This window comes from Mesorhizobium sp. P2_A12 (assembly GCF_056405075.1).
In genome coordinates this window covers 344,273-367,666 of record NZ_JBFUCU010000005.1, presented here as the reverse complement: position 1 = coordinate 367,666, position 23,394 = coordinate 344,273, and the positions used below count along the sequence as shown (strand labels likewise).

The following is a 23,394-nucleotide window of genomic DNA, read 5'->3' as shown; positions in this document are numbered from 1 at the left end:
TGCACCTAATTTAAGCAGGTGTTGCCGGCTTAGAAAAACGCCTGCAGGCCCGTCTGCGCCCGTCCAAGGATCAGCGCATGCACGTCATGCGTGCCTTCATAGGTGTTGACGGTCTCCAGATTCTGCGCGTGGCGCATGACGTGGTAGCCGATCTGGATGCCGTTGCCGCCATGCATGTCGCGGGCCTGGCGGGCGATGTCGAGCGCCTTGCCGCAATTGTTGCGCTTGACGATCGAGATCATCTCCGGCGCCATCTTGCCTTCATCCAGCAACCGCCCTACCCGCAGGCTAGCCTGCAATCCAAGCGCGATCTCGGTCTGCATGTCGGCGAGCTTCTTCTGGTAAAGCTGCGTGCCGGCCAGCGGCTTACCGAATTGCTTGCGGTCGAGACCGTACTGGCGGGCGCGGTGCCAGCAATCTTCAGCGGCACCCATCGAGCCCCAGGAAATGCCGAAGCGGGCGCGGTTGAGGCAGCCGAACGGGCCGCCAAGGCCCTTGGCGTTGGGCAGAAGCGCGTCCTCGCCGACCTCGACGCCTTCCATCACCACTTCGCCGGTGATTGAAGCCCGCAGCGACAGCTTGCCGCCGATCTTCGGCGCCGAAAGCCCCTTCATGCCCTTTTCCAGCACGAAACCACGGATCTGGTTGTCATGCGCTGAAGATTTCGCCCAGACGACGAACACATCGGCGACCGGCGAGTTGGAAATCCACATCTTCGAGCCGGAGAGCCTGTAGCCGTTGGCCGTCTTCTCGGCGCGCGTCTTCATGCCGCCCGGGTCGGAGCCGGCATCCGGCTCGGTCAGGCCGAAACAGCCGATCCATTCTCCGCTGGCGAGCTTGGGCAGGTACTTCTTGCGCTGCTCCTCGGAGCCATAGGCGTAGATCGGATACATCACCAGCGACGACTGCACGCTCATCATCGAGCGGTAACCCGAGTCGACACGTTCGACTTCCCGCGCGACCAGTCCGTAGGTCACGTAGTTGGCACCAAGCCCGCCAAACTCCTCGGGAATGGTGATGCCGAGCAGGCCGGCCTCGCCCATTTCGCGAAAGATCGCCGTGTCGAAGGTCTCGTTGAGATAGGCGTCCTCGATCCGCGGCGCCAGCTTGTCGGCGGCGAAGGCCGCGGCACCATCGCGCACCATGCGCTCGTCTTCCGAAAGCTGGTCCTCGATCAGGAACGGGTCTTCCCAGACGAATGCATTCTTGTCGGCGGCCATGTCTCTCTCCCAACTGATGCAAGTCGCCCAAAAGTGTCAGCGGTTTGGGATGACGACACGCATGAGCAAAATCTTGGCCCGGCTTATCGACCCGCGGTCCGAAAAAATCAAACGAAATTGCTTCGCCGATCAATGAGCGTTAGTAATGGATTATGAGTGTCCAGCGCCGTCTCCTGCCCAACATCAGCGCCCTTGCCGCCTTCGAGGCGGTGGCCCGCCTTGGCAGTTTCACCGCCGCCGCCCAGGAACTCGATCTGACCCAGGGCGCAGTCAGCCGGCAGATCAGGCTGCTGGAGGAGCAGTTCGGCCGCCGGCTGTTCGAACGCGACAGCCGCAATGTCAGGCTGTCGACGGCGGGCGAAATCTACGCCGACGCGGTGCGGTCGGCGCTTGGCCAATTGCGTGACGCCGCCCTTGGATTGATGAGCAATCGGCATAGTGGCATCCTGAACCTTGCTATCTTGCCAACCTTCGGCACGCGCTGGCTGATGCCGATGATCCCCGATTTCGTCGAAAGCAATCCCGATATCACCATCAACTTCGTCACCCGCGTCGGCCGCTTCGACTTCGCCCGCGAGCGGCTGGATGCCGCCATCCACTACGGCCTGCCGGACTGGCCGGAGGCCGACTCGACGCTGCTGGTGCGTGAAACGGTGGCGCCGGTCGTGTCGCCCGAATTCCTCGCCGGCCGCGCCATCGCCACACCGGCCGATATCGGCCGCTTGCCGCTGCTGCACATGGCGACGCGCCCTGGCGCCTGGACCGAATGGTTCGAGCACCAGGGCCTGAGCGCGCCGACCGGACCGGGAATGCAGTTCGAACAGTTCGGCACCGCCGCCCAGGCCTGCATGGCAGGGCTCGGCGTCGCCTTGCTGCCGCTGATCCTCATCGCAGGCGAATTGCAGCGTGGCCAACTGGTGCCCGCGCCCGGCCAGCCCATGCAAAGCCGCAGCGCCTACTATCTCGTCGTCCCGCACGACAAGCGCGGCCACCCGCCGGTCGCCAGCTTTCGCGACTGGCTGCTCAATCACCTGGCCGAGTAGCTACTTCCGCTTCAGCGCGTCGGCCAAAGCTGCGCCGAACGCACCTTGCTGCGCCGGCCGTTCCGGCTGGCGCTGCGGCACGGGCGAACGCGGCGCTGGCTTGCCACCCGTGGTGTCACGCGGCCCGCCCCTCGAGGCGCCGCCCTCACCACCATCCCTGCGCATGGAAAGGGCGATGCGCTTGCGCTTGATGTCGACATCGACGACACGCACCTTGACCACGTCACCTGCCTTGACCACCTCATGCGCGTCCTTGATGAAACGGTCGGCCAGTTGCGAGACATGCACCAGCCCGTCCTGATGCACGCCGATATCGACGAAGGCGCCGAAGGCGGCGACATTGGTGACGGTGCCTTCCAGCAACATGCCGGGCTTCAAATCCTTGATGTCGTCGATGCCGTCGGCGAAGGTCGCCGTCTTGAAACCGGGGCGCGGATCGCGGCCGGGCTTTTCCAGCTCCGCCAGGATGTCGCGCACCGTCGGCAAGCCGAATCGCTCATCGACGAAGACACGCGGATCGAGCGCCTTGAGCGCGGCACTGTCACCCATCAGTGTGCGCACGTCGCGGCCGCAGGCGGCGACGATCTTCTTGGCCACGCCATAGGCTTCCGGATGCACCGACGAGGCATCGAGCGGCTCGCTGCCATTGGCAATGCGCAGGAAGCCGGCGGATTGCTCGAAGGCGCGGGGACCGAGCCGCGGCACCTTCAACAGGTCGCGGCGGCTGGCAAACGGTCCAGTCGCATCACGATGCGCCACGATGGCGTCGGCCAGCGATGCGCCAAGGCCCGAAACGCGCGCCAGCAGCGGCGCCGAGGCGGTGTTGAGATCGACGCCGACAGCATTGACCGCATCCTCGACCACCGCTTCCAGCGAGCGGCCAAGCCGGTACTGGTCGACATCGTGCTGGTACTGGCCGACGCCGATCGACTTGGGCTCGATCTTGACCAGTTCGGCCAGCGGATCCTGCAGGCGTCGGGCGATCGACACCGCGCCACGCAGCGACACGTCGAGACCGGGGAATTCCGCCGCCGCCGTCGCCGATGCCGAATAGACCGACGCGCCAGCTTCGCTGACGATCACCTTGAGCGGCTTCGGCCCACCATCCGCCGGCATGTCGGACAGCATGTCCGCCACCAGCTTTTCCGTCTCGCGGCTGCCGGTGCCATTGCCGATCGAGATCAGCTCGACCTTGTGCAGGCGAATGAGTTTTGCGAGCTCCGCCTGCGTGCCGCGCACATCGTTCCTGGGCGGAAACGGATAGACCGTCGTCGTCGTCAGTACCTTGCCGGTGCCGTCGACCACCGCCACCTTGACGCCGGTGCGGATGCCGGGATCGAGCCCCATGGTGGCACGCGAGCCGGCGGGCGCGGCCAGCAGCAGATCCTTGAGATTGCGGGCAAAGACATGGATCGCTTCCTCTTCCGCCCGCTCGCGCAGATCGCGCATCAGATCGAGCGTCAGGTGCAGCGAAAGCTTGATGCGCCAGGTCCAGCCCGCCACCTCCATCAGCCAGCGGTCGCCGGGCAGGCTGCCGCCGATGGCATAGGCATTAGCGATCATCCGCTCGACCGGCTTCACCGGCGACGTGTCATCGGCATCGACCTCGATGTCGAGCGACAGCACTTCCTCGTTGCGGCCGCGCAGCATCGCCAGCGCGCGGTGGCTCGGCACATTTGCCCAACGCTCGATATGGTCGAAATAATCGGAGAATTTCGCGCCGGCCTCCTGCTTGCCGTCGACCACCCTGGCGCGCATGAACGCGCGCTCCTTCATGTAGGTGCGCAGTTTGCCAACCAGGTCGGCATTCTCGGCGAATTGTTCCGACAGGATGTCGCGTGCGCCCTCGAGCGCTGCCTTGGCTTCGGCCACCTCGTCGGTGACATAGGCCAGCGCCAGTTCGGCCGGCACCAGCGAACGGTCGGCAAGGATGGCTTCGGCCAGCGGTCCCAGCCCGCGCTCCCTGGCGATTTCGGCCTTGGTCCGCCGCTTGGGCTTGTAGGGCAGATAGATATCTTCCAGCTCCGCCTTGGTGGTCGCGGCGACGATCTTGCCTTCAAGCTCGTCGGTCAGCTTGCCCTGCTCGCGAATGGAACCAAGAATGGTGTCGCGGCGCGCATCGAGTTCGCGCAGATAGGCGAGACGCTCCGAAAGCAGGCGCAATTGCGTGTCGTCCAGCCCGCCTGTCACTTCCTTGCGGTAGCGTGCCACGAACGGCACCGTCGCGCCCTCGTCCAGCAGTTCGATCGCCGCTGCGGCCTGTTCGGGCCGCGCGGTGATCTCGGCCGCGATGATGGCTGCGATGCGCTTGATGTCGGATGCCATGTCGTTCCTGCTCTCGTCGAAAAGAGCGGCGACCATAGGCGCAGACATTCAGTCCGCCAACCGCCGCGTTTTCATCAGCCCGGCGGGTCCACAGGAAAGCGCGCGCTGATTTGGCGATCAGGCGCGGTCCAAGGTGTGCTGAGATTAGGGTCAGGCTGAGACCATCCGGCTCAGCGCCTCGAAGAAGGCGACGATCTCGACATCGAGGGGATCGTCGACCGGCTCCGGCTGCGACGACATCTTGGCGATCACCATTTCGGTCCTGGGATCGACATAGAGCCATTGGCCGTGGATGCCGATGCCGCAATAGGCGCCGCCCGGCAGACCCGTCTGGTACCATTTGTTCCGATAGCGGCCCTTGGGAAACAGCGGCAGCATCGCACCGCGCTGCCAGGCTTCCGAACTGCCGCCGGTGACGGTCGTATCGCGCACCCATGCCTCCGGCACGATGCGGCGGCCATTGGCCGTGCCGCCTTGCCGCATCATCTCGCCGACACGCGCCAGGTCGCGCGGCGTCACCGAAATGCCGCCGGCGGTGCGCGCCGTGCCTTCCATGTCGACGCCGATCGAGGCTTCGCTGACGGCGCCGAGCGGCAGCCACAGTTTCTCGCGCATCAGGTCGGTGAAGCGCTGGCCCGAGGCGCGCTCGAGCAGGATGCCGAGCAGGTCGGAATTGGGCGAGCGGTAGCGGAAGGTCTGGCCATGCGGCTCGGCAAGGCGCTGCAAGGTCAGGATGAATTCGCGCAGGCTTTCGGTGCCACCGCCCGGATTCCACAGCGTGGCGCGGCGGTAGCGGGCAAAGGCACTTTCCGGATCGAGATAAGCCTCCTCGAAATCGAGGCTGACGCTCATGTCGAGCACATGCCGCACGCTCGCGTCGGCATAGGCCGAGCCGGCGGCTTCCGGAATGTAATGCGTCACCGGCGCTTCCGGGTCGAACACGCCCTCGCCTTCCAATATGCCGGCGACAATGGCGGTGAGCGACTTGCTGATCGAAAAGATGATGTGGCGGGCGCCGAAATCCATATGCGGCGCGAACCAGTCGCCGATGACCTTGCCACCCTTCATCACGGTCAGCGCGTCGGTGCTCGAGCGTGCGAGAAAATTCGCCACCGTCTCCGGCGCGCTGGCGATCGTGACCTTGTCGTCGAGCAGCCCGCTGAGATCCCGCATCGGCGCCTCGACACCACCCGGCGAGCTCGCCACGGGCGCCGTAGGCACCAGTTCGCCGAGATTCTGGAACGACCACCGGTTGAACGGGTTTTCGCGCCAGTTGGCGAGCAGCACCTCATTGCGGCGGAAGCCGAAGCGGGTCTCGAACGCGGTCTTGCCGGTCATGGCGTATCCTTCTGGATTTCTTTGGGTTTCTTAGAGGCTGTTTCGAAAGTCGCTCCGGCGATGGCCGCCAGATTGGTCTCCAAACAGCCTCTCAGGCAAGCGCCGCGGCAATGGCATGCACGGCCTTCACCGTCGCCACCGAATAGGCGACATTGCTGAAATCCGGATAGGTCGAAAGCTTCACCACGACCATACTTGTGTTCCAGTCGATGTGGATCATCTGCCCGAACACGCCCCGGCACATCAGCGCGCGCGAGCGCGGATCCTCGATCCAGAACTGGTTGCGATAGCTGCCTTCGGGCAGGCTGGGATTGAAGTCCGGCCCGTGCCTGCCGTTGCGCGTCGCCTCGATCCAGTCGGCCGGCACCACGCCGCCGCCATTGTCGAGGATCAGCTGGCCGAAGCGGCCATAGTCGCGCAGCGTCGCGTTGAAGCCGCCATCGGCGACCGCATAGCCGGCACTGTCGACGGTGAAACAGGCGCTTTCATCAGCGCCGAGCTTTTGCCAGAGTTCTTCCGATACCAGCTGTGGCAGACGCTTGCCTGTCACCCGCTCCATGATGAAGGCGAGCACATCGGTCTCGATCGAGCGATATTCGAAGGCCGCACCATGCGGGCGGACCGTTTCCGTGAGGCCGAGGATCAGTTCGAACATGTGCGAGGGCCAGCGAAAGGCCGGATCGCTGCCCGGCGGCACCGGTTTCCAGCCGGTGGCGACATCGACCTGGCCGATGTCCGAATAGCGGTCGGTGTACTCCTCGGAAAAACGCACCCCGCTCGTCATGTCGAGCACGTGCTGGACGCTGGCGCCCGCCCAGCCGGTGACGCTCAATTCCGGCAGATAATCCGTCACCGGCCTGGCCGCATCGATCTGGCCGCGGCCGACCAAGATGCCGAACACGGAGCCGGTCACCGACTTGGCCATCGATTGCGACAGATGCAGCGACCGCTCGCCCATACCGTTGAAATAGCGCTCATAGGCTATCCTGCCGTCCTTGAGCACTAGGAAGCCGTCCGTATAGGTCTCGTCAAGCAATCCGGCGAGCGTCGCCGGCTGGCCTGTGCTGCCCTCCACTGCCAGCCCGTCGAGATCGACTTCGGCGCGGTCGAAACGGTGGCGATGGCCATTGCCGCGCCAGACTTCGGCGGTCGGCAGGAACTCTCGGACATGCTGGAACGCCCAGCGGTTCCATGGCGGCCGGTCCCAGTCGAGCTTGGGCAGAACCATGGCCGGCGGCGAGCCCTGCATGATCGGCGGCCGCGGATCGGAATTGCGATAGGAGTCCATGAAAGCCCCGGTGAACGTGAAAGAAAGCCCCGATGAACATCAAAACGGACCCGGCGGCGTGTGCCGCCGGGTCCGTCGAACGCGGTTACTTCTGCAGTTCGGTCCAGATCTTGGTGTAGATGTCCTGAATCTCCGGCGCGCACATCTGCTGCAACTCGGCATGCGGCTTGTCGGCCGCCGGAATGACAACTTCCGGTGCGTCCTTCATGTCGGCAGGCATGTACTTGTCCGAGCCGGTGATGGCGTTGGCGTAGCGGTGGAAAGCCGACAGACCTGCCGCGTTTTCCGGATCCATGATGAAGTTCTGGAACAGTTTGGCGTTCTCGACATTCTTGGCCTCCTTCAGAACGACGACATTGTCGCTCCACAGGCCAAAGCCTTCTTTCGGATAGTTGTAGTGGATGGCCGGATTGGCTAGCCGCTGGCGCAGCGCCGATCCGTTCCAGTCGCTGGTCGCCTTGAAATCGCCGGCGCCCATCTTCTCGATGGTGTTGTACTCCATCGCGATCCAGTTCGGCTTGGCGGCGACAAGCGTGTCGCGCACTTTCTTCAGCACTTCCTTGTCGGTGGTGCACTGCTGGCCGCCGACATACTTGATCGCGGCGAAGATGACGTCGTTCATTTCGGGAACGACATTGACCTTGCCCTTCAGCTCGTCGGGTGTGTTGAAGATGATGCCCCAGCTGTCGGCCGGCCCCTTGTAGGCGTCGGTGTTGACGACCACCCCGACAGTGCCCAGGGCCCACGGCACCGAATATTTGCGGCCCGGGTCGAAATCAGGATTGGCCCATTCCGGCGCGACATTCTTGAAGTTCTCCATCTTGCCCGGATCGGTCTCCAGAACGAGGCCTTCCTTGATCCAGATCGGCACGTAGGTCTGCGACGGAACCGCGATGTCGAAACCGGTACCGCCCTGGCGAACCTTGGCAAGCGCGGTGTCGTTGGAATCGTAGTCGGTGATGGTCACCTTGATGTTGTATTTCGCTTCGAACTTCTTGATCACGTCGGGGCTGGTGTAGTTGCCCCAATTGTAGATGTTCAGTTCGCCATCGGCGCGAGCCAGGCTCGTCGATGCGAGCAGCGCCAACCCCATGGCGGTCGCAGTTGTCTTCCAGTTCATGGTGTTAACTCCCATTTTTCAGATTTAGTCGCGTTTCCTGCTGATGAAGAAGAACAACGTCACGATAGCGACCGACAAGAGCAGGAACACGGTCGATATCGCGTTTATCTCAGGTGTTATGCCGCGGCGTATCTGGCCGAGCATGTAGGTGGGCAGCGTGTCCTGGCCGCCCGATTTGACGAATTCCGTGATGACAACATCGTCGAGCGAGATGACGAAAGCCAGCATCAGTCCGGCCAGAATGCCGGGCCACAGGAGCGGCAGCGTGATGCGCCTGAAGGTTCGCCATGGCGTCGCGTAAAGATCAGCGGCGGCACGCTCCAGCGTCAGGTCCATGTTCTCAAGCCGCGCCCGGATCGGCAGGTAGGCGAACGGAATGCAGAACGCCGTGTGCGCGGCGATCAGGTAACCTAGGCCGGAATAGCCGGTGAAGATCTTGATGCGCGAGAAGAAGATCAGCAACGCCACGCCGGTGACGATCTCGGGCACCATCAGCGGCTGGTTGATCGCCGCATATTTGAAGGTGAGACCGGGATAGGAGGCGGTGCGGGTCGTGGCAAGTGCCGCCATGGTGGCGAAGATGGTCGAGAACACCGCGGCGGTGGCGCCGATCTGGAACGAACGCAGGGTCGCATCGATGACCTGCGTGTTCTGCCACGCCGACTGGAACCATCTGAGCGAGAAGCCGCCCCATTCCGATGTCGAGTTCGCCGCATTGAAGGCATAGACGACCAGCACGATGATGGGCAGGTAGAGCAAGACGAAGCAGGTCGCGGCGATCGCCGTGAATCCCGGCTGATGCTTGATGGAAAAGCGATTAGCCATGACGCACCCCCGACTTGCCGGCATTGCGCACATAGGCAAGCAGCGCCACCATGACGATGATCATGACCGCGATCGACAGCGCTGAACCGAGCGGCCAGTTGCGGCCTTGGCCGAACTGCAATTCGATAAGGTTGGACAGCATCATATTCTTGCCGCCGCCAAGCACGCTTGGTGTCACATAGGCGCCGAGTGCTGGAATGAAGACCAGGATGGAGCCGGCGATGACGCCGGGTTTGACCAGCGGGAAAATGATCTTCCGCAGCACCTTGAAGCGTGTCGCGTAGAGATCGTAGCCCGCCTCGACCAGCCGGAAATCGAGCTTCTCCATGCTGGCGTAGATCGGCAGCACCATCAGCGGCAGATAGACATAGGCCATGCCGATCAGGATCGCCGTATCGGTGAAAAGGATCTGGATCGGTGCCGAGATGATGCCGAGCTTGAGCAGGATCGTGTTGACGATGCCTTCGTTGCGGATGATCTGCAGCACGGCAAAAGTGCGGATCAGAAGGTTGGTCCAGAACGGAATGGTGATCAGGAAGAGCCAGAGATCCCTGGTCTTTTCGCTGCGTGTCGCCATGAAATAGGCGGTCGGGAAACCGAGCGCCAATGTGGCGAGCGTGGTCACCACGGCAAGCTTGATCGAGCGCCAGAAGATGGTGACATGCGCTGCCGCGAGAGAAAGCGTATCGTCAAAAATGTCGCGTTCCATGAACACCGACAACCAGGCATCGGATGAAAACTGCCACTTCACGTCGCCATAGGCGCCGGGCGTCAGGAACGAATAGACAAGCACGATCAGCAATGGGCCGGTCGCGGCGAGAAAAATGACCAGCAGTGCTGGGGCTGACAGAAGCCAGCGATCGCGGATATCGCGTCGCTCTGCTGCCTTGGCGACTTCCTCTGCGGTCGCCATCGTCAGTCCTTCAAGACCTGGGCGGCGTCGCCGCCAATCAGGATGCCGACCTTGCCGCCCTGGACGATGCCGTCGCCGGTGCCACGGCTGTTCTGGCGCCGCACGATGAAGGGCTCACCATCGGCGAGGCGCAGATGGAAATGCGTGTCGGTACCGAGATAGACGATGTTCTCGACCGTGCCCGACAGCGAAGCACTGGGGCTTGCGGCGCTCAACTGCGCATGTTCTGGGCGCACGACGATGGTAACCTTGCCTTTGGGAACCAGGCCCTCCGGCAGCGAGGCCGGGATTTCCGTGCCCGACGACAGTTTTACCGTTGCGCGGCCTGCTGAGACACCAACCACCTCGGCCTTGAGGAAGTTCGACTCGCCGATGAAATCGGCGACGAAGCGTTCCGACGGCCGGTCGTAGATGTCGCGCGGCGAGCCGACCTGCAGGATCTTGCCGGACGACATCACCGCGATGCGATCCGACATCGTCAGCGCTTCCTCCTGGTCGTGGGTGACGAAGATGAAGGTGATGCCGGTCTCGTGCTGCAGCCGCTTCAGTTCGATCTGCATTTCCTTGCGCAGCTTGTAGTCGAGCGCCGACAATGGCTCATCGAGCAGCAGCACTTTCGGCTGTGGAGCGAGTGCTCTGGCGAGCGCCACACGCTGCTGCTGGCCGCCGGAGATCTGGCTGGTGCGGCGCGCGCTGAGCGCCTCCATCTTGACCAGCTTCAACATCGCGTCGACGCGCGCCTTGATCTCGGCCTTCGGCTTGCCCAGCATCTCCAGGCCAAAGCCGATATTCTCGGCCACCGTCATGTGCGGAAACAGCGCATAGGACTGGAAGACGGTGTTGACCGGCCGCTTGAAGGGCGGCAGCGGCGCGATGTCCTGGCCATAGAGCAGGATTTCGCCGGCGGTTGGAAAGTCGAAGCCTGCAATCAACCGCAGCAACGTCGTCTTTCCGCAGCCCGACGGGCCGAGCAGCGTAAAGAACTCGTTTTCGCGGATGGATACCGAGACCGTATCGAGGGCAGCGACTTGGCCCTCTCCTGATCCGAAAATTTTGCTTACTTTGACAACTTCAATCGCATTCCGATCCGGTTTGTCCGGCACGATTACGCCTCACTGTTGACCCCGCTCTTGCTGGCGGAATTTTCCCCTGTTCGATGTGAACACAAGGCCGGTATGTTGGCAAGCCCGGCACTGAATCACAGTTCAATTCGTAATTTGGCTAGCAAGCCTCATGCCACAGTCAGGCCTGATAGGTGACCTTGCCACCACAGATCGTCGTTACCGGATGCACCTTGTGCAACGCCTCCGGCGCGGTCGCCTCGATATCGGCCGAGAGCACCACCAGATCCGCCATATAGCCGGGTTTTATCACCCCCTTGCGGTGCTCGGCGAATTCGGCATAGGCGCCTTCGACGGTGTAGCCGGCGAGGGACTCATACAGCGAGAAACTCTGGTCCGGGTCGCCGTCTGCCCACGGTTTGCGCAACACTGCCGCCTGGATGCCCAGGATCGGATCGATCGGCGACACCGGCCAATCCGACGCGAAGACCACGCGCGCGCCGGCATCCTTCAAGGTCCGCCAGGCATAGCTCAACGGCCACCGCGCCGGCCCGATGCGCGATACGGTCGGCTCCAGCGGAAAATCCATGGCGCCAGGCGGGTGCGGCGGCTGCATGGAAGCGATGACGCCGAGTTCGGCAAAACGCGGAACGTCGGCGGTGGTGGTGACCTCGATGTGCTCAACCCGGTGGCGGCTGTCGCGCTTGCCATTGGCCTTCTGCGCCGCTTCGTAACCGTCGAGCACCGCGCGCACGGCGCCGTCGCCGATCGAATGCACGGCGATCTGCAGCCCGCGTTTGTCGACGGCGACAGCCAGGTCGATGAATTGTTGCGGCGTGAACAGCGGCTCGCCCACCCAGTCCGGACGGTCGGCATAGGGCTCGACCATGACCGCGGTCCAGGAATCCAGCACGCCGTCGTAGAACACCTTGACCATGCCCGATGACAGCCACTCGCTGTTGTAGCGCTCGGCCATGTCGGACGCCTTGTCGAGCATGTCGAGCGTCATGAAATTCTTGTAGTGGAACGGTATCTGCACGCGGCAGGGCAGCCCTTCCTCGGCTTCGATCTCGGCCAGCAGCTCGAGCTGATAGAGATTGCCGTCCATGTTCTGGATCGAGGTGATGCCATGGCGCGCGCACCAGGCAAGACCGCGCCGCATGATATCGCGGTCGGCGGCCCGCTCGGCCGCGGTCGGCATCGGATCCGGCTCGCCGCCGGTGGCCAGGCCCAGCCGCACCCGGCTCTCGCCGGCAAGGTCAAGCACCGGACCGAAGGCTTCGCCCTCGCGCAATTCGCCGCCGGCCAGGCCATCATCGCCCATGACGATCTCGTTGCCCGGGCCGAGCGTGCGCCCATGCAGGATGCCGGCCATTTCCAGCGCCTTGGTGTTGGCCCACATGGTGTGATGATCGGGCGCGGCCATGCAGAAGGGGCGATCCGGCAAAATGGCGTCGAGATGGTGGCGTGTCACCCGCTCACTGCCGAGCACCGTGTAGTCGACGCCCTGCCCGACCAGCATTTTCGCATCCGGCTGGGTTGGCGCATAGTCACGGATCGCCTTTTGCAGCGCCTCGAACCCGTGAATACCGGTGAGCTGGAGGTGGGCAAGCTCAGCCCCGCCTGAAAACAGATGCATATGGGCTTCGATGAAGCCCGGGATCACCGAACCGCCCTTGGCGTCGATGACCTTGGTGGCCGGTCCCTTGAGCTCTTCGATGGAGACGCGGCTGCCGATGGCGATGATGGCGCCGTCCTTGACGGCAACAGCTTCGGTGGCGGGATTGTCATCGTCCATGGTCAGCACGCGACCGTTGATGACGATCAGATCAGCTTTATGACCCGCACCCGTGACAGACATCGCGACTCCGCGCTTTTGACGACTGACTGAGACCGACAACCCTGCGCCCACGAGCGGCCACTCCACCGGAGCGGCGCTACGGACAAAAAACGTTGCCAGCGTGCTGTCTTCGAAATTCCCCTTGTTATCCCTGAGGACAGCGTGGATAAAGAATGCGACTAATTATTCGCGTTTGTCAACATGCGGAATTTGGCATGTATTGTGGACAACACCCTGCGCATGTGTTGGGACCGGGCGGGGAACGGGGACATCAGGCAGTGAAGCGCAGTCTCGACCGCAAAACCAGGATAGCGCTCGAACCGCGCAAGCAGCCGCGCCAACAACGGTCGAGCAAGGTGGTCGACCGAATTCTCGACGCGGCGCTGATCCTGACGCGGGAGCAAGGAACCAAGACGCCGACGACGCTCGCCATTGCGCAGCGCGCAGGCCTGTCGGTCGGTTCGGTCTACCAATACTTCCCCAACAAGGAAGCCATTCTTCTGGACCTCGCCCGGCGCTGGCTGTCCTCCTTTCCCGAAGTGATCGAGAAGCGCATCAAGGTCCCCCGGCCCACCAACCGCGACGAATTCCGGCGCGAAGTGCGCAAGCTCTTTATCGACACGTCCAGTATCTATCTCGAGAACGCGACCCTGATGCCGGTGATCGAGGCCATTTCAGGCAATGCCGATCTCAGGCCTATCCAGGACGAATATGACGAGCAGATCATCGCGCTTTACGCCGCCTGGCTGCGGCATGTGAATCCTGTTCTCGAAGACAAGATCGCCAAACGGCTCGGCCTTGTGATGATGGAGGTCGGGCACGCCTGCCGGCTGGTCGGACTGAAGAGGGATCGCAGGACATACAACCTCATCGAGGACGATGTGGAAACCATGTGGCTCGCCCTGGTGAGCCCCTATCTCAACCTTGACTGATTTCGCATTTCGAGAGGAATTTCATGAAGACTGTCTATTCGCCGCTTCATGCTGGCCATGCCGGCCAGATGGAACTGGTCACCGCCGCGATCGTGCCGGGTTTCGAAATGCCCTCGCGGGCCGAATTCATCAAGGCGCGGGTCGAAAGCGAGAAGCTGGGCCCGATCGTCCTGCCGCTCGAGCACGATCTTGCCGCCGCCAAGCGGATCCACAAGGCCGACTACATCGACTTCCTGCCGACGGTCTGGCCGCAATGGGTGGAAGCCGGTTTCAAGGGCTCGGCGATGCCCTTCACATGGCCGACCCGCGGGCTGCGCGGCGACGTGCCGCCAAAGCGTATCGACGCCCTGCTCGGTTACTATTCCTTCGATGCCGGCGCCACCTTCGTCGAAGGCACATGGGCCGCGATCAAGTCGTCCTATGACGTGGCGCTGACCGCCGCGGGCCTGGTCAACGGCGGCGAGGCATCCGCCTTCGCGCTCTGCCGCCCGCCCGGCCATCATGCGGGAGCCGGATTCATGGGCGGTTATTGCTTCATCAACAACGCCGCCGTCGCCACGCAATGGTTCCTCGACCAGGGTGCCAGCCGTGTGTCCATCCTCGATGTCGACTACCATCATGGCAACGGCACGCAGGAGATTTTCTATGATCGCGCCGACGTGCAGGTCCTCAATCTGCATGGCGATCCGATGGACGAATATCCCTTTTTCCTCGGCCATGCCGACGAACGCGGTTCGGGCGCCGGCGAAGGCTTCAACATCAACTATCCGATGCCGTTCGGCACCGGCTGGGATGCCTGGAATGCCTCGCTTGAGGATGCCTGCGCCAGGCTTGCCGCTTACGCGCCGGACGTCGTCGTCGTCTCGCTCGGCGTCGACACTTTCGAGAAGGACCCAATCAGCCAGTTCAAGCTGAAGACATCCGATTATCCCAAGATCGGCCGCCGCATCGCCAGGCTCGGCCTGCCGACGCTGTTCGTCATGGAAGGCGGCTATGCCGTCGAGGAGATCGGCGTCAATGCCGTCGGCGTGCTGACCGGTTTCGAGGGCAGGTAAATGCCGTCGCCCCAAAGGCGTCAGCGTTTTTAGGGCAACGACAGCAGAAGCAAAACCAGGGACCGGGCGGCGTTGCTGCCCGGTTCTCGCGATCAGGTTGCGGTGCCGGTGCTCGGCACGACCGCTGGTGCGGCTGCCTTGCGTGAGCGGCCGAAATAGTAGACCGCCGCCGCTGCGATGACGCCGGCGGCCAGGATGCCCGCCGCCAGAACCGGCCGATACCAGAACCAGGCTATGGCGATCGTCGTCGTGCCGACCAGAATCGCCAGGAAGAAGGCGATGATGCCGGTCCCCATCCGCGCCATGCTGCCAAGGAACGGAATGACGTCGAGGATCACGCCGATCGGGCTGAGGAACAGGGCAAAGCCGATCGTCAGCAACAGCAGGCCGGCAGCGCGCAGCAGCCAGGTGATCAGCGTGTTTGCGCTGACCGCTTCGGCAAACATCTTGTCGGCCGGGACAGTGCCGGTGTCGACCATCAGCAATTCGTCGCCTGCCATCGTCTGGTAGGGTTCGAACCGGCTGCCGGCCTGTCGCGCCACGATGCTGACCACGCCGAGCGGCGCCAGTTCGTAGCCGATGCGGTAGTCGCCCAGCGCCGGTGTCGTCGTGTCGACGCCGAGATAGATCTTACCGTCGACGATGCTCAGCGGCCTGCTGCCGGTGTACGCGGCCTTGATCGCGGCTGACTGACTGGCCGACAGCGAATAGTCCTTGTCACCCTCGATACGATCGAGCACCGGCTGATCGAGCGTGAAAGCACTGAGCTTGCCTTCCGGGATCTGGAAGGTCCGGCTGTGGATCGCCATCGGCGGATTCTGGTGACCGTCCGGCTTCTTGAAATCCGACGAGTCGATCTGGCTGTCGTCCCACACCCTCGAATAGCTGTAGGTGGTGACCGTCTCTTCGCCGCCGCCAAGCTTCTTGGTGGTCTCGGATTTGGACTCTTCCTTCCACTGATACATCTCGACGTCGCGCGACAGACGCAGCCCTTGCGCCGCGATACCGAAGTCCGGATCGAACAAACCGCTGTCCGCCGTCACCGGCCCGCTGACATGCACCAGCCTGCCATCATTGGCGCTGTCGACGCTGTCGGCGCTGACAGAGACCACGGCGCCAGCCCCTTCGGCGAGCGAGCGTGCCGTCTGCACAGCGCGGCCCTCGTTCCAGAACAGCCCGATCACCATCAGCACGATCAAAAGCAGGCCGAAGATGACCCCACCGACCGCGCGCTTGATCCGCCCAAACCACGAGACGGATGTAACTTCCCGAAATGAATCGCTCATCGTTTCCCCCGAAACCAACAGTGCCAAGATTTGCGCGCGGCAGGCGGCCGCGCATTGAACCGATCAATCGGCGTGGATTTGCGCGGGGGCTGCCGCCCACGCACCGTTCAAGACCGCAAGCACCACCGTGAACGCCAGGAAAACCCGCTTCATGATCGACCCCCATGCCGATGGCCGCGAATAGAGCGCTGCCCATCTCGCCCAGTCCGACCGAAGGGATGCCCATCCCTGCCGGTCGTCGAAAACCTATCGGAATCGATTCGCCCTCGATACGGGAACTTAGCAACAACGTCTGGCTTTTCCGTGTCGGCGTTTCCGTGACCCAAGGGCGGTGAAAGGGCTTGGGAGTCCGCCTCTGAGTCGTATGCGAGTCCACCGGATTCGATTTTGTCAAATCGCGTTTGATGTCAGATTCAACTGCGGGTAGATTAGACCCGAATCAGCCGGTCCTTGGGGGGCGCGGCAACCACCCAAAGTCTCTTGTTCCGGAGTTTTCCGGCACCAGACGCGGACGGCTTCGCGTTCCCTGAATGGATTCGGATCTTGTTGGCGCAGCCCTGCGCCAAGCGTGTGTCTTCGTCAAAGTAATGCGTATTCGGGTTCGGCGGCTGGCACCCAGCATCCGGACAGCAGAAACGATTCCGGCCAAAAGCAACAAGAATGAGCAGTCCCGCCGCGCTTCTTCAATCCGATACATTTGGCTCGCGCCTGAAGTCGCGCGGTGATCTCACAAGCTTTTTCATGCAGCTGACCGCCGAGATCGGCGCCGACAGCTACATGCTGGTCGCTATTGTCCACGACCAGGACCGCAACGATGCGCGCATCGTTTCGTCCAACTGGATTTTCGACGCCATCGAGCTGATCGGCAAGCGGCTGATCGCCGGGCTTGCACAAGGCGCGCTCACCGTCGCGCCCGGCATTCGCCCGAGACCGCTGGTGGCATCGCAGGCGCCCGATACAGACGGGTTGATCACCGGCGAGGAGGCCCGCCTTCTCGATGTGCTCGGTCATGCCGAGGTCTATTCGCTCAAGCTGAATGTCGGCCGTCAGCGCCTGTTCGCTCTGTTCTCGGCAGCGGCCGCCGGCAGCATCGACCAGCCGGCGCTGATGAGGGCGCAGCTGAAATGCTGCTACGCGCTTTCGCACATCCCGCAGCTGATTGCCGCCGCCGCCATGCAGGATCCGCTGTCGGACCGCGAACGCGAATGTCTGTTCTGGGTCTCCGAAGGCAAGACCACCGACGAGGTCGCCGTCATCCTTGGCGTCTCCTCCAACACCGTCAACAGCTACATCACCCACGCCATCCAGAAATTCGCGGCCAGCAACCGCGCGATGGCCATCGCCACGGCGATCAGGAGCGGCATCATTTGAAACAGGCCGATATCAAGGAGGCTGCCGAAGCCCTTTTCAACGAGCAGCGTAACCCGTTCGGCGCCTTCTCGCTCGGCTCCGAGACCCATCACGCCGTCACCATTCCGGACGCCGTGCGCCGCTGCCGCTGGATCGCCGTCGACATCAACGCCTCGGCCTTCGGCCTGTTCTTCGTCAGCCCGTCGGCCGAACGGGCGCGGCTCGTCCCTTGCCTCGATTCCGACTATCCCGGTGTTGCGGTGGCGACCAAATTCATTTCAGGCGCCAATGGCGAGGAGATCGTGCGCCACACCCGCAACTCGACGGAACCGCGCTGGTGGACCGACGACGGCGTCGCCGCCATGGCGGAGACGTTCGGCAATCTCGCCTGGACCGAGCAGATGGCGCCGCTGGCGCCTGGCACCAGCGGCATCGCCTTCCCCGTCCATGCCGAGCGTGGGCAATGCGGCCTTGTCGTCTTCCTGGGGTCCGAGATCGTCCTGCCCCAGGACGCGCTCTACGAGATCCACGCCCGCTGCTTTTCACTGTTCGCCGCTGTCGCCCTCATGCGCCCAAGCGATGCCGGACGCATGCGCGCGATTTCCAAGCGCGAGCTCGAATGCTTGAAGCTGACCGCCAATGGCAACACCAGCGAGGAGATCGCACGGCTGCTGAAGCTCTCGGTGCACACCGCCAATCAGTACCTGACCCAATCCACCCAGAAGCTCAACGCGGTCAACCGCAACCAGGCGGTGGCCAAGGCATTGCGGCTGGGACTTATCGAATAGGGCAATTCGAGGATCTTGCGGCTAATGCATGCCGCTCAAAAGTGGCTTCGGTTTTGAGAAAACGACATGCATAGAAGCAAAGGCTTGAAGCGCGTCGCATGAGTGCGTTTCGACGAGACGCGCTTTAAGGCTCGCAAGCGGCCGATGTTCAGCGAAAGGCCAGCGGCTCGACCTTGCGGATGCGCGCCTGTTCGATCACCGCCTCGAGCAGGGCCGTGTTGTGCTCAGGGTCTTCGCCCGGCTTCTCGAACGAGACATAGTTGACCACCACCGAAGCACCGAGCTCGCTCAGCGTCAGCTGGAAATAGACGGTCACACCCGGCGGCCTCAGCTCCAGATCGAGCACGATGCGCGGGCTGCCCGTCCAGTCGACATGCGCCTCGCCGCCATGGCCGAGCCGCAGCGTGCCCGGCATGAAGAACAGCTCCACCGCCGAATCGACCAGATCCGACAGGCAGGCGAAATGCTCCAGCCGGATGAAGGCGATGTAGTCGGCGACATCGATCAGTCGGAGTTCCCCCACCACTTGCTCAATGGCGCTGGCGACGATGATCTCGCGGGAGTTTGCGTGCGGTTGCCGGTTCATGAAATCTGTCTGCGCTCTGCCTTTTTCGAGTAGACTACCCGCACCAGTTCGGCGACGGCCTGATAGAATTGCGACGGGATCACATTATCGACCGAAACTTGCTTGTACATGGAGCGGGCGAGCGCCACGTCCTCGAAGATCGGGATGTTGTGTTCCCGGGCGATCTCGCGGATTTTCAGCGCCACCAGGTCCTGCCCCTTGGCCAGCACGATCGGCGCCGAATCCTCGTCGCGCACATATTTCAGCGCAATCGAGAAGTGGGTCGGGTTGGCGATGATCAGCGTCGCGCGCGGCACCGCCGTCATCATCCGTTTGCGCGCCCGGTCGCGCGCCAGCGAGCGCAGCCGCGACTTGACGATCGGGTCACCCTCGGACTGCTTGAACTCGTCCTTGACCTCCTGCTTGCTCATGCGCAGGTCCTGCTTCCAGTGGAAGCGCGACCAGACGATGTCGACCGCCGCGATCAGCCCCATGACGAAGACGATCGCCACCAGGATGTCGATGGCGATGCCACGGATGACGAGGCCGAAGGCAACCGGATTGGTGATCATGCCGGCGAGCAGCTTGCGGTGGTCTTCCGACAGCGTGAAGCTCAACACGACGATGGCGAAACCGACCTTGCCGAGAGCCTTCAGGAACTCGACCCAACCCTGGATGCCGAACAGCCTGTTCCAGCCCTTGGCAATCGAGATGCGCGAGAGTTGCGGCCGGATCCGCTCGCCGACGAATTGCGGCATGTTCTGGAACACCGAGGCACCGACACCGGCAACGCTCAGCAGCACCAGCAGGCTGACGATGGCCCGGCCCACCTCCAGGAGGACGATCTTGTAGAGCGCGATGACGTCGGTCTCGGTGTCCATCGGCCAGGCTTCCGGCTTCTCCAGGAACATGGACAGAAACATGCCGAGGTCGATGATGGCGTCCTTGGCGTAGAAGACGGTGAACACCAGTATGGCGACGAAGGATGCCAGCAGCGCCGTTTCCCGCGAATGGGGCAGCTTGCCCTGTTCGATGGTGTCGCGGATCTTCTTTTCCGTCGCCTCTTCGGTTTTCGAATCCTTGTCGACCGCGTCAGCCATGTCGCGGTCTTAGGCGGCGTTCTGGGTCGAGGGAAGTTCGAAGGCGCCTTCGCGCGACAGCCGGATCGTCGTCGTCACGATCGACTTGCGCGCTGCCATGATGTCGGCAAGGGCGACGCCCTCCGACCCTTGTCCGAGTTCGGCTTCGATCATGCGCCGCGACCGCGCGCCGATCGCCGACAGCGCCGCCTCGGCAAGTGCCGCCGAAGTACCGCGCAAGGCCAGCGTGACCAGTTCGGTCGACAGCCCGTCGAACAGCAGCACCCGCGCCTTCTGGGTCAGCAGCGGCAAATCGTCGAAGGCGAACAGGCGGGCGCGGACGCCGTCGAGGTCGGGCGTGCCGGCGGCTTCCAGGTCCTGCATGACCTCCTCGAGCAGCGGCTTGTCCAGTTCGTTGAGAACGCTGGCGACGCGCGCCTGCCCGGCCGAAGTGTCCTTGGTCGAGGTTTCCGTCAGCACGCTGCTGCGCAGCCGGTTTTCGACGATCCTGGCGGCGGCGTCCGGAACATTGGCCATCGTCACCATGCGCTTGATGATTTCGCCGCGCGTCGGCTTGGTCAACGTCAGCAGCACGCTCGCCGCCGTTTGCGGCGCCAGCTTCGACAGCACCATGGCCGCGGTCTGCGGATGTTCGCCGGCCAGGAAGGCGCCAAGCCGCGCCGGTTCGAGTTTTTCGAGCTCGGGCCAGATCGGTGGCGGGCCCTCCGGCGCGACCTCGAATCTTTTGTCGCCCATGATCGCGCTCATCTCTTCGGGCGAGAGCGATTCATTGAGGATGGTGTCCATCCTGTCGGCGGAATCGAGCAGTCCCGCCCCTTCGGTGAACTCGGCCTCGAACTCGGCGACGATGCGCTCGAGATCGCTTTGCGGAATGGTCCGCAGCAGCCGGGCGCCCTCGATCAGCGCCTTCAACTCTTCCTGCTTGAAGAATTTCAAGAGACGGCTGGCCGACGGCTTGCCCATCGCCACCAAAATGGCGGCCGCCTTTTGCGCGCGGGTCAAGGTCACCGGCGTCGTCATGCCTCTCGCCTCCGCTGCCACCGGCAAGCCCCGCAATCCATGTCTAGGCGCCCCTCGTGCCGGCGATGATTTCGGTCAGCCTGATGCCGAAGCGCGACGGATCGCTTTCCAGCACGGTGATCTCGCCACGCGCGATTTTGCGGCCGTTGACCACGACGTCGACGGGTTCGCCGATGCGGCGGTTGAGCGCCACCGTCGACCCCTTCTGCAGCGCCATCAGGTCTGATACCGGCATCTCGGTGCTGCCGAGGATGATCTGGACATCGACGGGGATGTTCATGATGACGCTTGAATTGGCTGATGAAGCGGCCCGGAACGCCGCATCCGGGCGCTGCTCCTCTTCATGCAGGACCCCGCGCAATTCTTCGATGGCACGGTCGAGCTGCTCGTCGGGCTGGTCGAGGTCGGCTTCCGCCTTGGTCTGGGCCATGAATCGTCTCCAAATGCTCAGGCGCGTCCGGCGGCAGCCGGCATCAGCCCGTCGATAAAGTCCTGTCCGGCATCGTAGGGATGCCTGATTCGGACGGTGTAATTCTGACCCAGTTTGCCGAACTCGCATACGAACAGCGTCTTGCCGCGCGCGCTGAGACGCGCCTGCGACTGTGCCGTTTCCTCGAATTCGATGACCTGGCCGATTTCGAAATCGGCAAGGTCGCCGAGCGTCAGTCGTGCAAGCGGCATGGTGGCCTCTAGTGCCACCGTGGATCGCATCACCTCTTCCGAAAAGCGCGCGCGCCAGCTGGCGCTGTGGTCGTCCTGGCTGACACTGGCGGCGCTATCGCGGCTGGCCAGTACGATACGCTGCGGCATCGTCACCGTGACGGTGCCGCTATCGGCCGGCGTCGAGATGCCAAAGACGATGCGGACTGCAGCGCCGTCGCGCAGCACGTGCCGTTTGGCTTCGGTGCCCGACATCGCCCGCGGCACGGGCAGGCGCAGATCGAGCGAGCGCCGTCCGGATCCGTTCAGGGCCTGTGCGACCTGTTGGAACACCATGGTCGAGACATCGACCTCGATCTGCGACAGATCGCGCTCGATCGGCGATGCCGGCATCTCCGGGTCGCCGCCGAACAGCGTACAGACCGTGATCGCGATCGCCGGCGCATCGATCACCACGGTCATGGCATCGGACGACGTGGCTGATGCGACGATGGTCATGGCAAACGTATCGCCGGCATGCGAGCGCGCCTCCGCGACGCGGCTGATCTCGACGGCCCTGAGATCGACGGTGACCGGAACGCCAAGCTCACTGGTCAGGCTCTTCTGCAGCAGCGGCGCGGCGCGCTCGGCCATGCCCCGGCCGGTGCCGATGACCTGGGCGGCCTCGCCGCTGTCACCGACCAGGCGCTCGATGATCAGCGAGCGGGCTTCCGAGGGGCTTCCCGGGCTTGTCATGACAATGCTGGGACCGATCTCTGGCGCATCGTTCAGGCAGCCTTCTTCTCGGCGGTGCCGGTGTTCATCGTGCTCTGCTCGACGGCGTCGATCGTCGGCCGCTCATAGGACGAGATAGTCTTGCGGCCGAACTCGATCGCCACCTGCGGCAGTGCGCCGTTCATGTAGGCCAGCAGCGTCTGCTTGACGATGATGTAGAGGCGGTTGTTCTTCTCGCGCACGGTCTTGATCTTGGTGGCGACCGGCCCGACCACCGCATAGGACAGGAAGATGCCGAGGAAGGTGCCGACCAGGGCCGCGCCAATCAGGCCGCCGAGGATCTCGGGCGACTGGTCGAGCGCGCCCATCGCCTTGACCACGCCAAGCACAGCGGCGACGATACCGAGCGCAGGCAGGCCGTCGCCGACCGCCACCATTGCGTGATAGGCCTTCATCTTGTCGGACTTGATGGTCTGGATTTCCTCGTCCATCAGTGCCTCGATCTCGTGCGAGCGGGCATTGCCGATGATGATGATGCGGCAGTAATCGCAGATGAAATTCATCAAATCGTGATTCTTGAGCACGGTCGGAAAGGCCTGGAAGATCGCTGATTCCTCGGGGTTGTCGATATGCGCCTCGACCTCGCTGCGCGATTTCGAGCGCAGCTCGCGCATCAGGCTGTGCAGCACGCCGAGCGTTTCGAGGTAGTTCTGTTCCTTCGGCACCGCCTGCTTGAACGCCTCGAGGATGGCCTTGCCGGTATCCTTGACCGTCTTCATCGGATTGGCGACCAGAAACGTGCCGAACGCGGCGCCGCAGATGACCACGGCTTCCCACGGCTGGACCAGCACATGAAGATGGCCGCCCATGGCCATGAAGCCGCCAAGGACGCAGCCGAGCGTTACCACCAGTCCAATCAGAATGCCCACAACAGGTCCTTCCGCATTTCAC

General features: G+C 63.2%; 21 protein-coding genes. 5 read left to right on the top strand and 16 right to left on the bottom strand.

The window, feature by feature from the left end:
* Positions 1–29: 29 nt before the first annotated feature.
* Positions 30–1,220 carry an acyl-CoA dehydrogenase gene (locus AC1DZU_RS15650; RefSeq protein ID WP_477286047.1) on the bottom strand — a complete coding sequence of 397 codons (1,191 nt, stop codon included), beginning with the start codon at positions 1,218–1,220 and terminating at the stop codon, positions 30–32.
* Between the two features lie 152 nt (positions 1,221–1,372).
* Between AC1DZU_RS15650 and AC1DZU_RS15645 the strand changes: the two genes are divergently transcribed.
* Positions 1,373–2,263, top strand: a complete 891-nt coding sequence (locus AC1DZU_RS15645; RefSeq protein ID WP_477286045.1) for a LysR family transcriptional regulator — start codon at positions 1,373–1,375, stop codon at positions 2,261–2,263.
* On the opposite strand, the gene AC1DZU_RS15640 is transcribed toward AC1DZU_RS15645, so the two are convergent.
* The 8 genes from AC1DZU_RS15640 to AC1DZU_RS15605 all read right to left on the bottom strand — a co-directional run bounded on the left by AC1DZU_RS15640 (position 2,264) and on the right by AC1DZU_RS15605 (position 12,994).
* Positions 2,264–4,588, bottom strand: coding sequence for a Tex family protein (locus AC1DZU_RS15640; RefSeq protein WP_477286088.1), 2,325 nt, complete (start codon positions 4,586–4,588; stop codon positions 2,264–2,266).
* Positions 4,589–4,738: 150 nt separating this feature from the next.
* Positions 4,739–5,926 carry a serine hydrolase domain-containing protein gene (locus tag AC1DZU_RS15635; RefSeq protein WP_477286043.1) on the bottom strand — a complete coding sequence of 396 codons (1,188 nt, stop codon included), beginning with the start codon at positions 5,924–5,926 and terminating at the stop codon, positions 4,739–4,741.
* A 91-nt stretch (positions 5,927–6,017) separates the two neighbouring features.
* Entirely contained in the window at positions 6,018–7,214 is a 1,197-nt protein-coding gene (locus AC1DZU_RS15630) for a serine hydrolase domain-containing protein (RefSeq protein WP_477286041.1), read from the bottom strand.
* Positions 7,215–7,299: 85 nt separating this feature from the next.
* Complete coding sequence (locus AC1DZU_RS15625) at positions 7,300–8,334, bottom strand: extracellular solute-binding protein (RefSeq protein ID WP_477286039.1); 1,035 nt, start codon at positions 8,332–8,334, stop codon at positions 7,300–7,302.
* Positions 8,335–8,358: 24 nt separating this feature from the next.
* Positions 8,359–9,159 carry an ABC transporter permease gene (locus tag AC1DZU_RS15620; RefSeq protein ID WP_477286037.1) on the bottom strand — a complete coding sequence of 267 codons (801 nt, stop codon included), beginning with the start codon at positions 9,157–9,159 and terminating at the stop codon, positions 8,359–8,361.
* Complete coding sequence (locus AC1DZU_RS15615; protein ID WP_477286035.1) at positions 9,152–10,072, bottom strand: ABC transporter permease; 921 nt, start codon at positions 10,070–10,072, stop codon at positions 9,152–9,154. Before AC1DZU_RS15615 ends, AC1DZU_RS15620 begins: the two co-directional genes overlap by 8 nt.
* A 2-nt stretch (positions 10,073–10,074) precedes the next feature.
* Positions 10,075–11,175, bottom strand: a complete 1,101-nt coding sequence (locus AC1DZU_RS15610) for a polyamine ABC transporter ATP-binding protein (protein ID WP_184876476.1) — start codon at positions 11,173–11,175, stop codon at positions 10,075–10,077.
* Positions 11,176–11,314: 139 nt separating this feature from the next.
* Positions 11,315–12,994 carry an amidohydrolase gene (locus tag AC1DZU_RS15605; protein WP_477286033.1) on the bottom strand — a complete coding sequence of 560 codons (1,680 nt, stop codon included), beginning with the start codon at positions 12,992–12,994 and terminating at the stop codon, positions 11,315–11,317.
* A gap of 257 nt (positions 12,995–13,251) precedes the next feature.
* Between AC1DZU_RS15605 and AC1DZU_RS15600 the strand changes: the two genes are divergently transcribed.
* Positions 13,252–13,905: a TetR/AcrR family transcriptional regulator gene (locus AC1DZU_RS15600; RefSeq protein ID WP_477286031.1), complete on the top strand. Its 654-nt coding sequence runs from the start codon at positions 13,252–13,254 to the stop codon at positions 13,903–13,905.
* A 23-nt stretch (positions 13,906–13,928) separates the two neighbouring features.
* Positions 13,929–14,960 (top strand): histone deacetylase family protein, encoded by a 1,032-nt coding sequence (locus AC1DZU_RS15595; RefSeq protein ID WP_477286028.1) that lies wholly within the window; start codon positions 13,929–13,931, stop codon positions 14,958–14,960.
* A gap of 92 nt (positions 14,961–15,052) precedes the next feature.
* Here AC1DZU_RS15595 and AC1DZU_RS15590 read toward each other — a convergent pair whose 3' ends face one another.
* Positions 15,053–16,246 (bottom strand): TMEM43 family protein, encoded by a 1,194-nt coding sequence (locus tag AC1DZU_RS15590; RefSeq protein WP_477286026.1) that lies wholly within the window; start codon positions 16,244–16,246, stop codon positions 15,053–15,055.
* A gap of 660 nt (positions 16,247–16,906) precedes the next feature.
* Here AC1DZU_RS15590 and AC1DZU_RS15585 point away from each other — a divergent pair.
* A complete protein-coding gene (locus AC1DZU_RS15585) occupies positions 16,907–17,617 on the top strand; it encodes a helix-turn-helix transcriptional regulator (protein WP_477286024.1) in 711 nt (236 codons plus the stop codon).
* A complete protein-coding gene (locus AC1DZU_RS15580) occupies positions 17,614–18,384 on the top strand; it encodes a helix-turn-helix transcriptional regulator (protein WP_477286022.1) in 771 nt (256 codons plus the stop codon). The genes AC1DZU_RS15585 and AC1DZU_RS15580 overlap by 4 nt, the downstream gene beginning before the upstream one ends.
* 148 nt (positions 18,385–18,532) lie before the next feature.
* On the opposite strand, the gene AC1DZU_RS15575 is transcribed toward AC1DZU_RS15580, so the two are convergent.
* From AC1DZU_RS15575 to motA, 6 genes are read right to left on the bottom strand one after another with little or no spacing between them, the layout of a single operon-like run.
* Complete coding sequence (locus AC1DZU_RS15575; RefSeq protein WP_477286020.1) at positions 18,533–18,970, bottom strand: hypothetical protein; 438 nt, start codon at positions 18,968–18,970, stop codon at positions 18,533–18,535.
* The gene (gene flhB, locus AC1DZU_RS15570; protein ID WP_477286018.1) at positions 18,967–20,049 is read right to left on the bottom strand and encodes a flagellar biosynthesis protein FlhB; all 1,083 of its coding nucleotides are present in this window, start codon (positions 20,047–20,049) and stop codon (positions 18,967–18,969) included. Before flhB ends, AC1DZU_RS15575 begins: the two co-directional genes overlap by 4 nt.
* A 9-nt stretch (positions 20,050–20,058) precedes the next feature.
* Entirely contained in the window at positions 20,059–21,069 is a 1,011-nt protein-coding gene (locus AC1DZU_RS15565; RefSeq protein ID WP_477286016.1) for a flagellar motor switch protein FliG, read from the bottom strand.
* A 43-nt stretch (positions 21,070–21,112) separates the two neighbouring features.
* Positions 21,113–21,499 carry a flagellar motor switch protein FliN gene (fliN, locus tag AC1DZU_RS15560; RefSeq protein WP_477286014.1) on the bottom strand — a complete coding sequence of 129 codons (387 nt, stop codon included), beginning with the start codon at positions 21,497–21,499 and terminating at the stop codon, positions 21,113–21,115.
* Between the two features lie 17 nt (positions 21,500–21,516).
* Positions 21,517–22,464, bottom strand: a complete 948-nt coding sequence (locus tag AC1DZU_RS15555) for a FliM/FliN family flagellar motor switch protein (protein ID WP_477286012.1) — start codon at positions 22,462–22,464, stop codon at positions 21,517–21,519.
* 32 nt (positions 22,465–22,496) lie between these two features.
* The gene (gene motA / locus AC1DZU_RS15550) at positions 22,497–23,372 is read right to left on the bottom strand and encodes a flagellar motor stator protein MotA (protein ID WP_095084502.1); all 876 of its coding nucleotides are present in this window, start codon (positions 23,370–23,372) and stop codon (positions 22,497–22,499) included.
* Positions 23,373–23,394: the final 22 nt, after the last annotated feature.

Bases quoted from the DNA above. Each gene is read 5' to 3' on its own strand.
- AC1DZU_RS15650 (WP_477286047.1), bottom strand. From the start codon at position 1,220: ATGGCCGCCGACAAGAATGCATTCGTCTGGGAAGACCCGTTCCTGATC.
- AC1DZU_RS15645 (WP_477286045.1), top strand. From the start codon at position 1,373: ATGAGTGTCCAGCGCCGTCTCCTGCCCAACATCAGCGCCCTTGCCGCC.
- AC1DZU_RS15640 (WP_477286088.1), bottom strand. From the start codon at position 4,588: ATGGCATCCGACATCAAGCGCATCGCAGCCATCATCGCGGCCGAGATC.
- AC1DZU_RS15635 (WP_477286043.1), bottom strand. From the start codon at position 5,926: ATGACCGGCAAGACCGCGTTCGAGACCCGCTTCGGCTTCCGCCGCAAT.
- AC1DZU_RS15630 (WP_477286041.1), bottom strand. From the start codon at position 7,214: ATGGACTCCTATCGCAATTCCGATCCGCGGCCGCCGATCATGCAGGGC.
- AC1DZU_RS15625 (WP_477286039.1), bottom strand. From the start codon at position 8,334: ATGAACTGGAAGACAACTGCGACCGCCATGGGGTTGGCGCTGCTCGCA.
- AC1DZU_RS15620 (WP_477286037.1), bottom strand. From the start codon at position 9,159: ATGGCTAATCGCTTTTCCATCAAGCATCAGCCGGGATTCACGGCGATC.
- AC1DZU_RS15615 (WP_477286035.1), bottom strand. From the start codon at position 10,072: ATGGCGACCGCAGAGGAAGTCGCCAAGGCAGCAGAGCGACGCGATATC.
- AC1DZU_RS15605 (WP_477286033.1), bottom strand. From the start codon at position 12,994: ATGTCTGTCACGGGTGCGGGTCATAAAGCTGATCTGATCGTCATCAAC.
- AC1DZU_RS15595 (WP_477286028.1), top strand. From the start codon at position 13,929: ATGAAGACTGTCTATTCGCCGCTTCATGCTGGCCATGCCGGCCAGATG.
- AC1DZU_RS15590 (WP_477286026.1), bottom strand. From the start codon at position 16,246: ATGAGCGATTCATTTCGGGAAGTTACATCCGTCTCGTGGTTTGGGCGG.
- AC1DZU_RS15585 (WP_477286024.1), top strand. From the start codon at position 16,907: ATGAGCAGTCCCGCCGCGCTTCTTCAATCCGATACATTTGGCTCGCGC.
- AC1DZU_RS15575 (WP_477286020.1), bottom strand. From the start codon at position 18,970: ATGAACCGGCAACCGCACGCAAACTCCCGCGAGATCATCGTCGCCAGC.
- flhB (WP_477286018.1), bottom strand. From the start codon at position 20,049: ATGGCTGACGCGGTCGACAAGGATTCGAAAACCGAAGAGGCGACGGAA.
- AC1DZU_RS15565 (WP_477286016.1), bottom strand. From the start codon at position 21,069: ATGACGACGCCGGTGACCTTGACCCGCGCGCAAAAGGCGGCCGCCATT.
- fliN (WP_477286014.1), bottom strand. From the start codon at position 21,499: ATGGCCCAGACCAAGGCGGAAGCCGACCTCGACCAGCCCGACGAGCAG.
- AC1DZU_RS15555 (WP_477286012.1), bottom strand. From the start codon at position 22,464: ATGACAAGCCCGGGAAGCCCCTCGGAAGCCCGCTCGCTGATCATCGAG.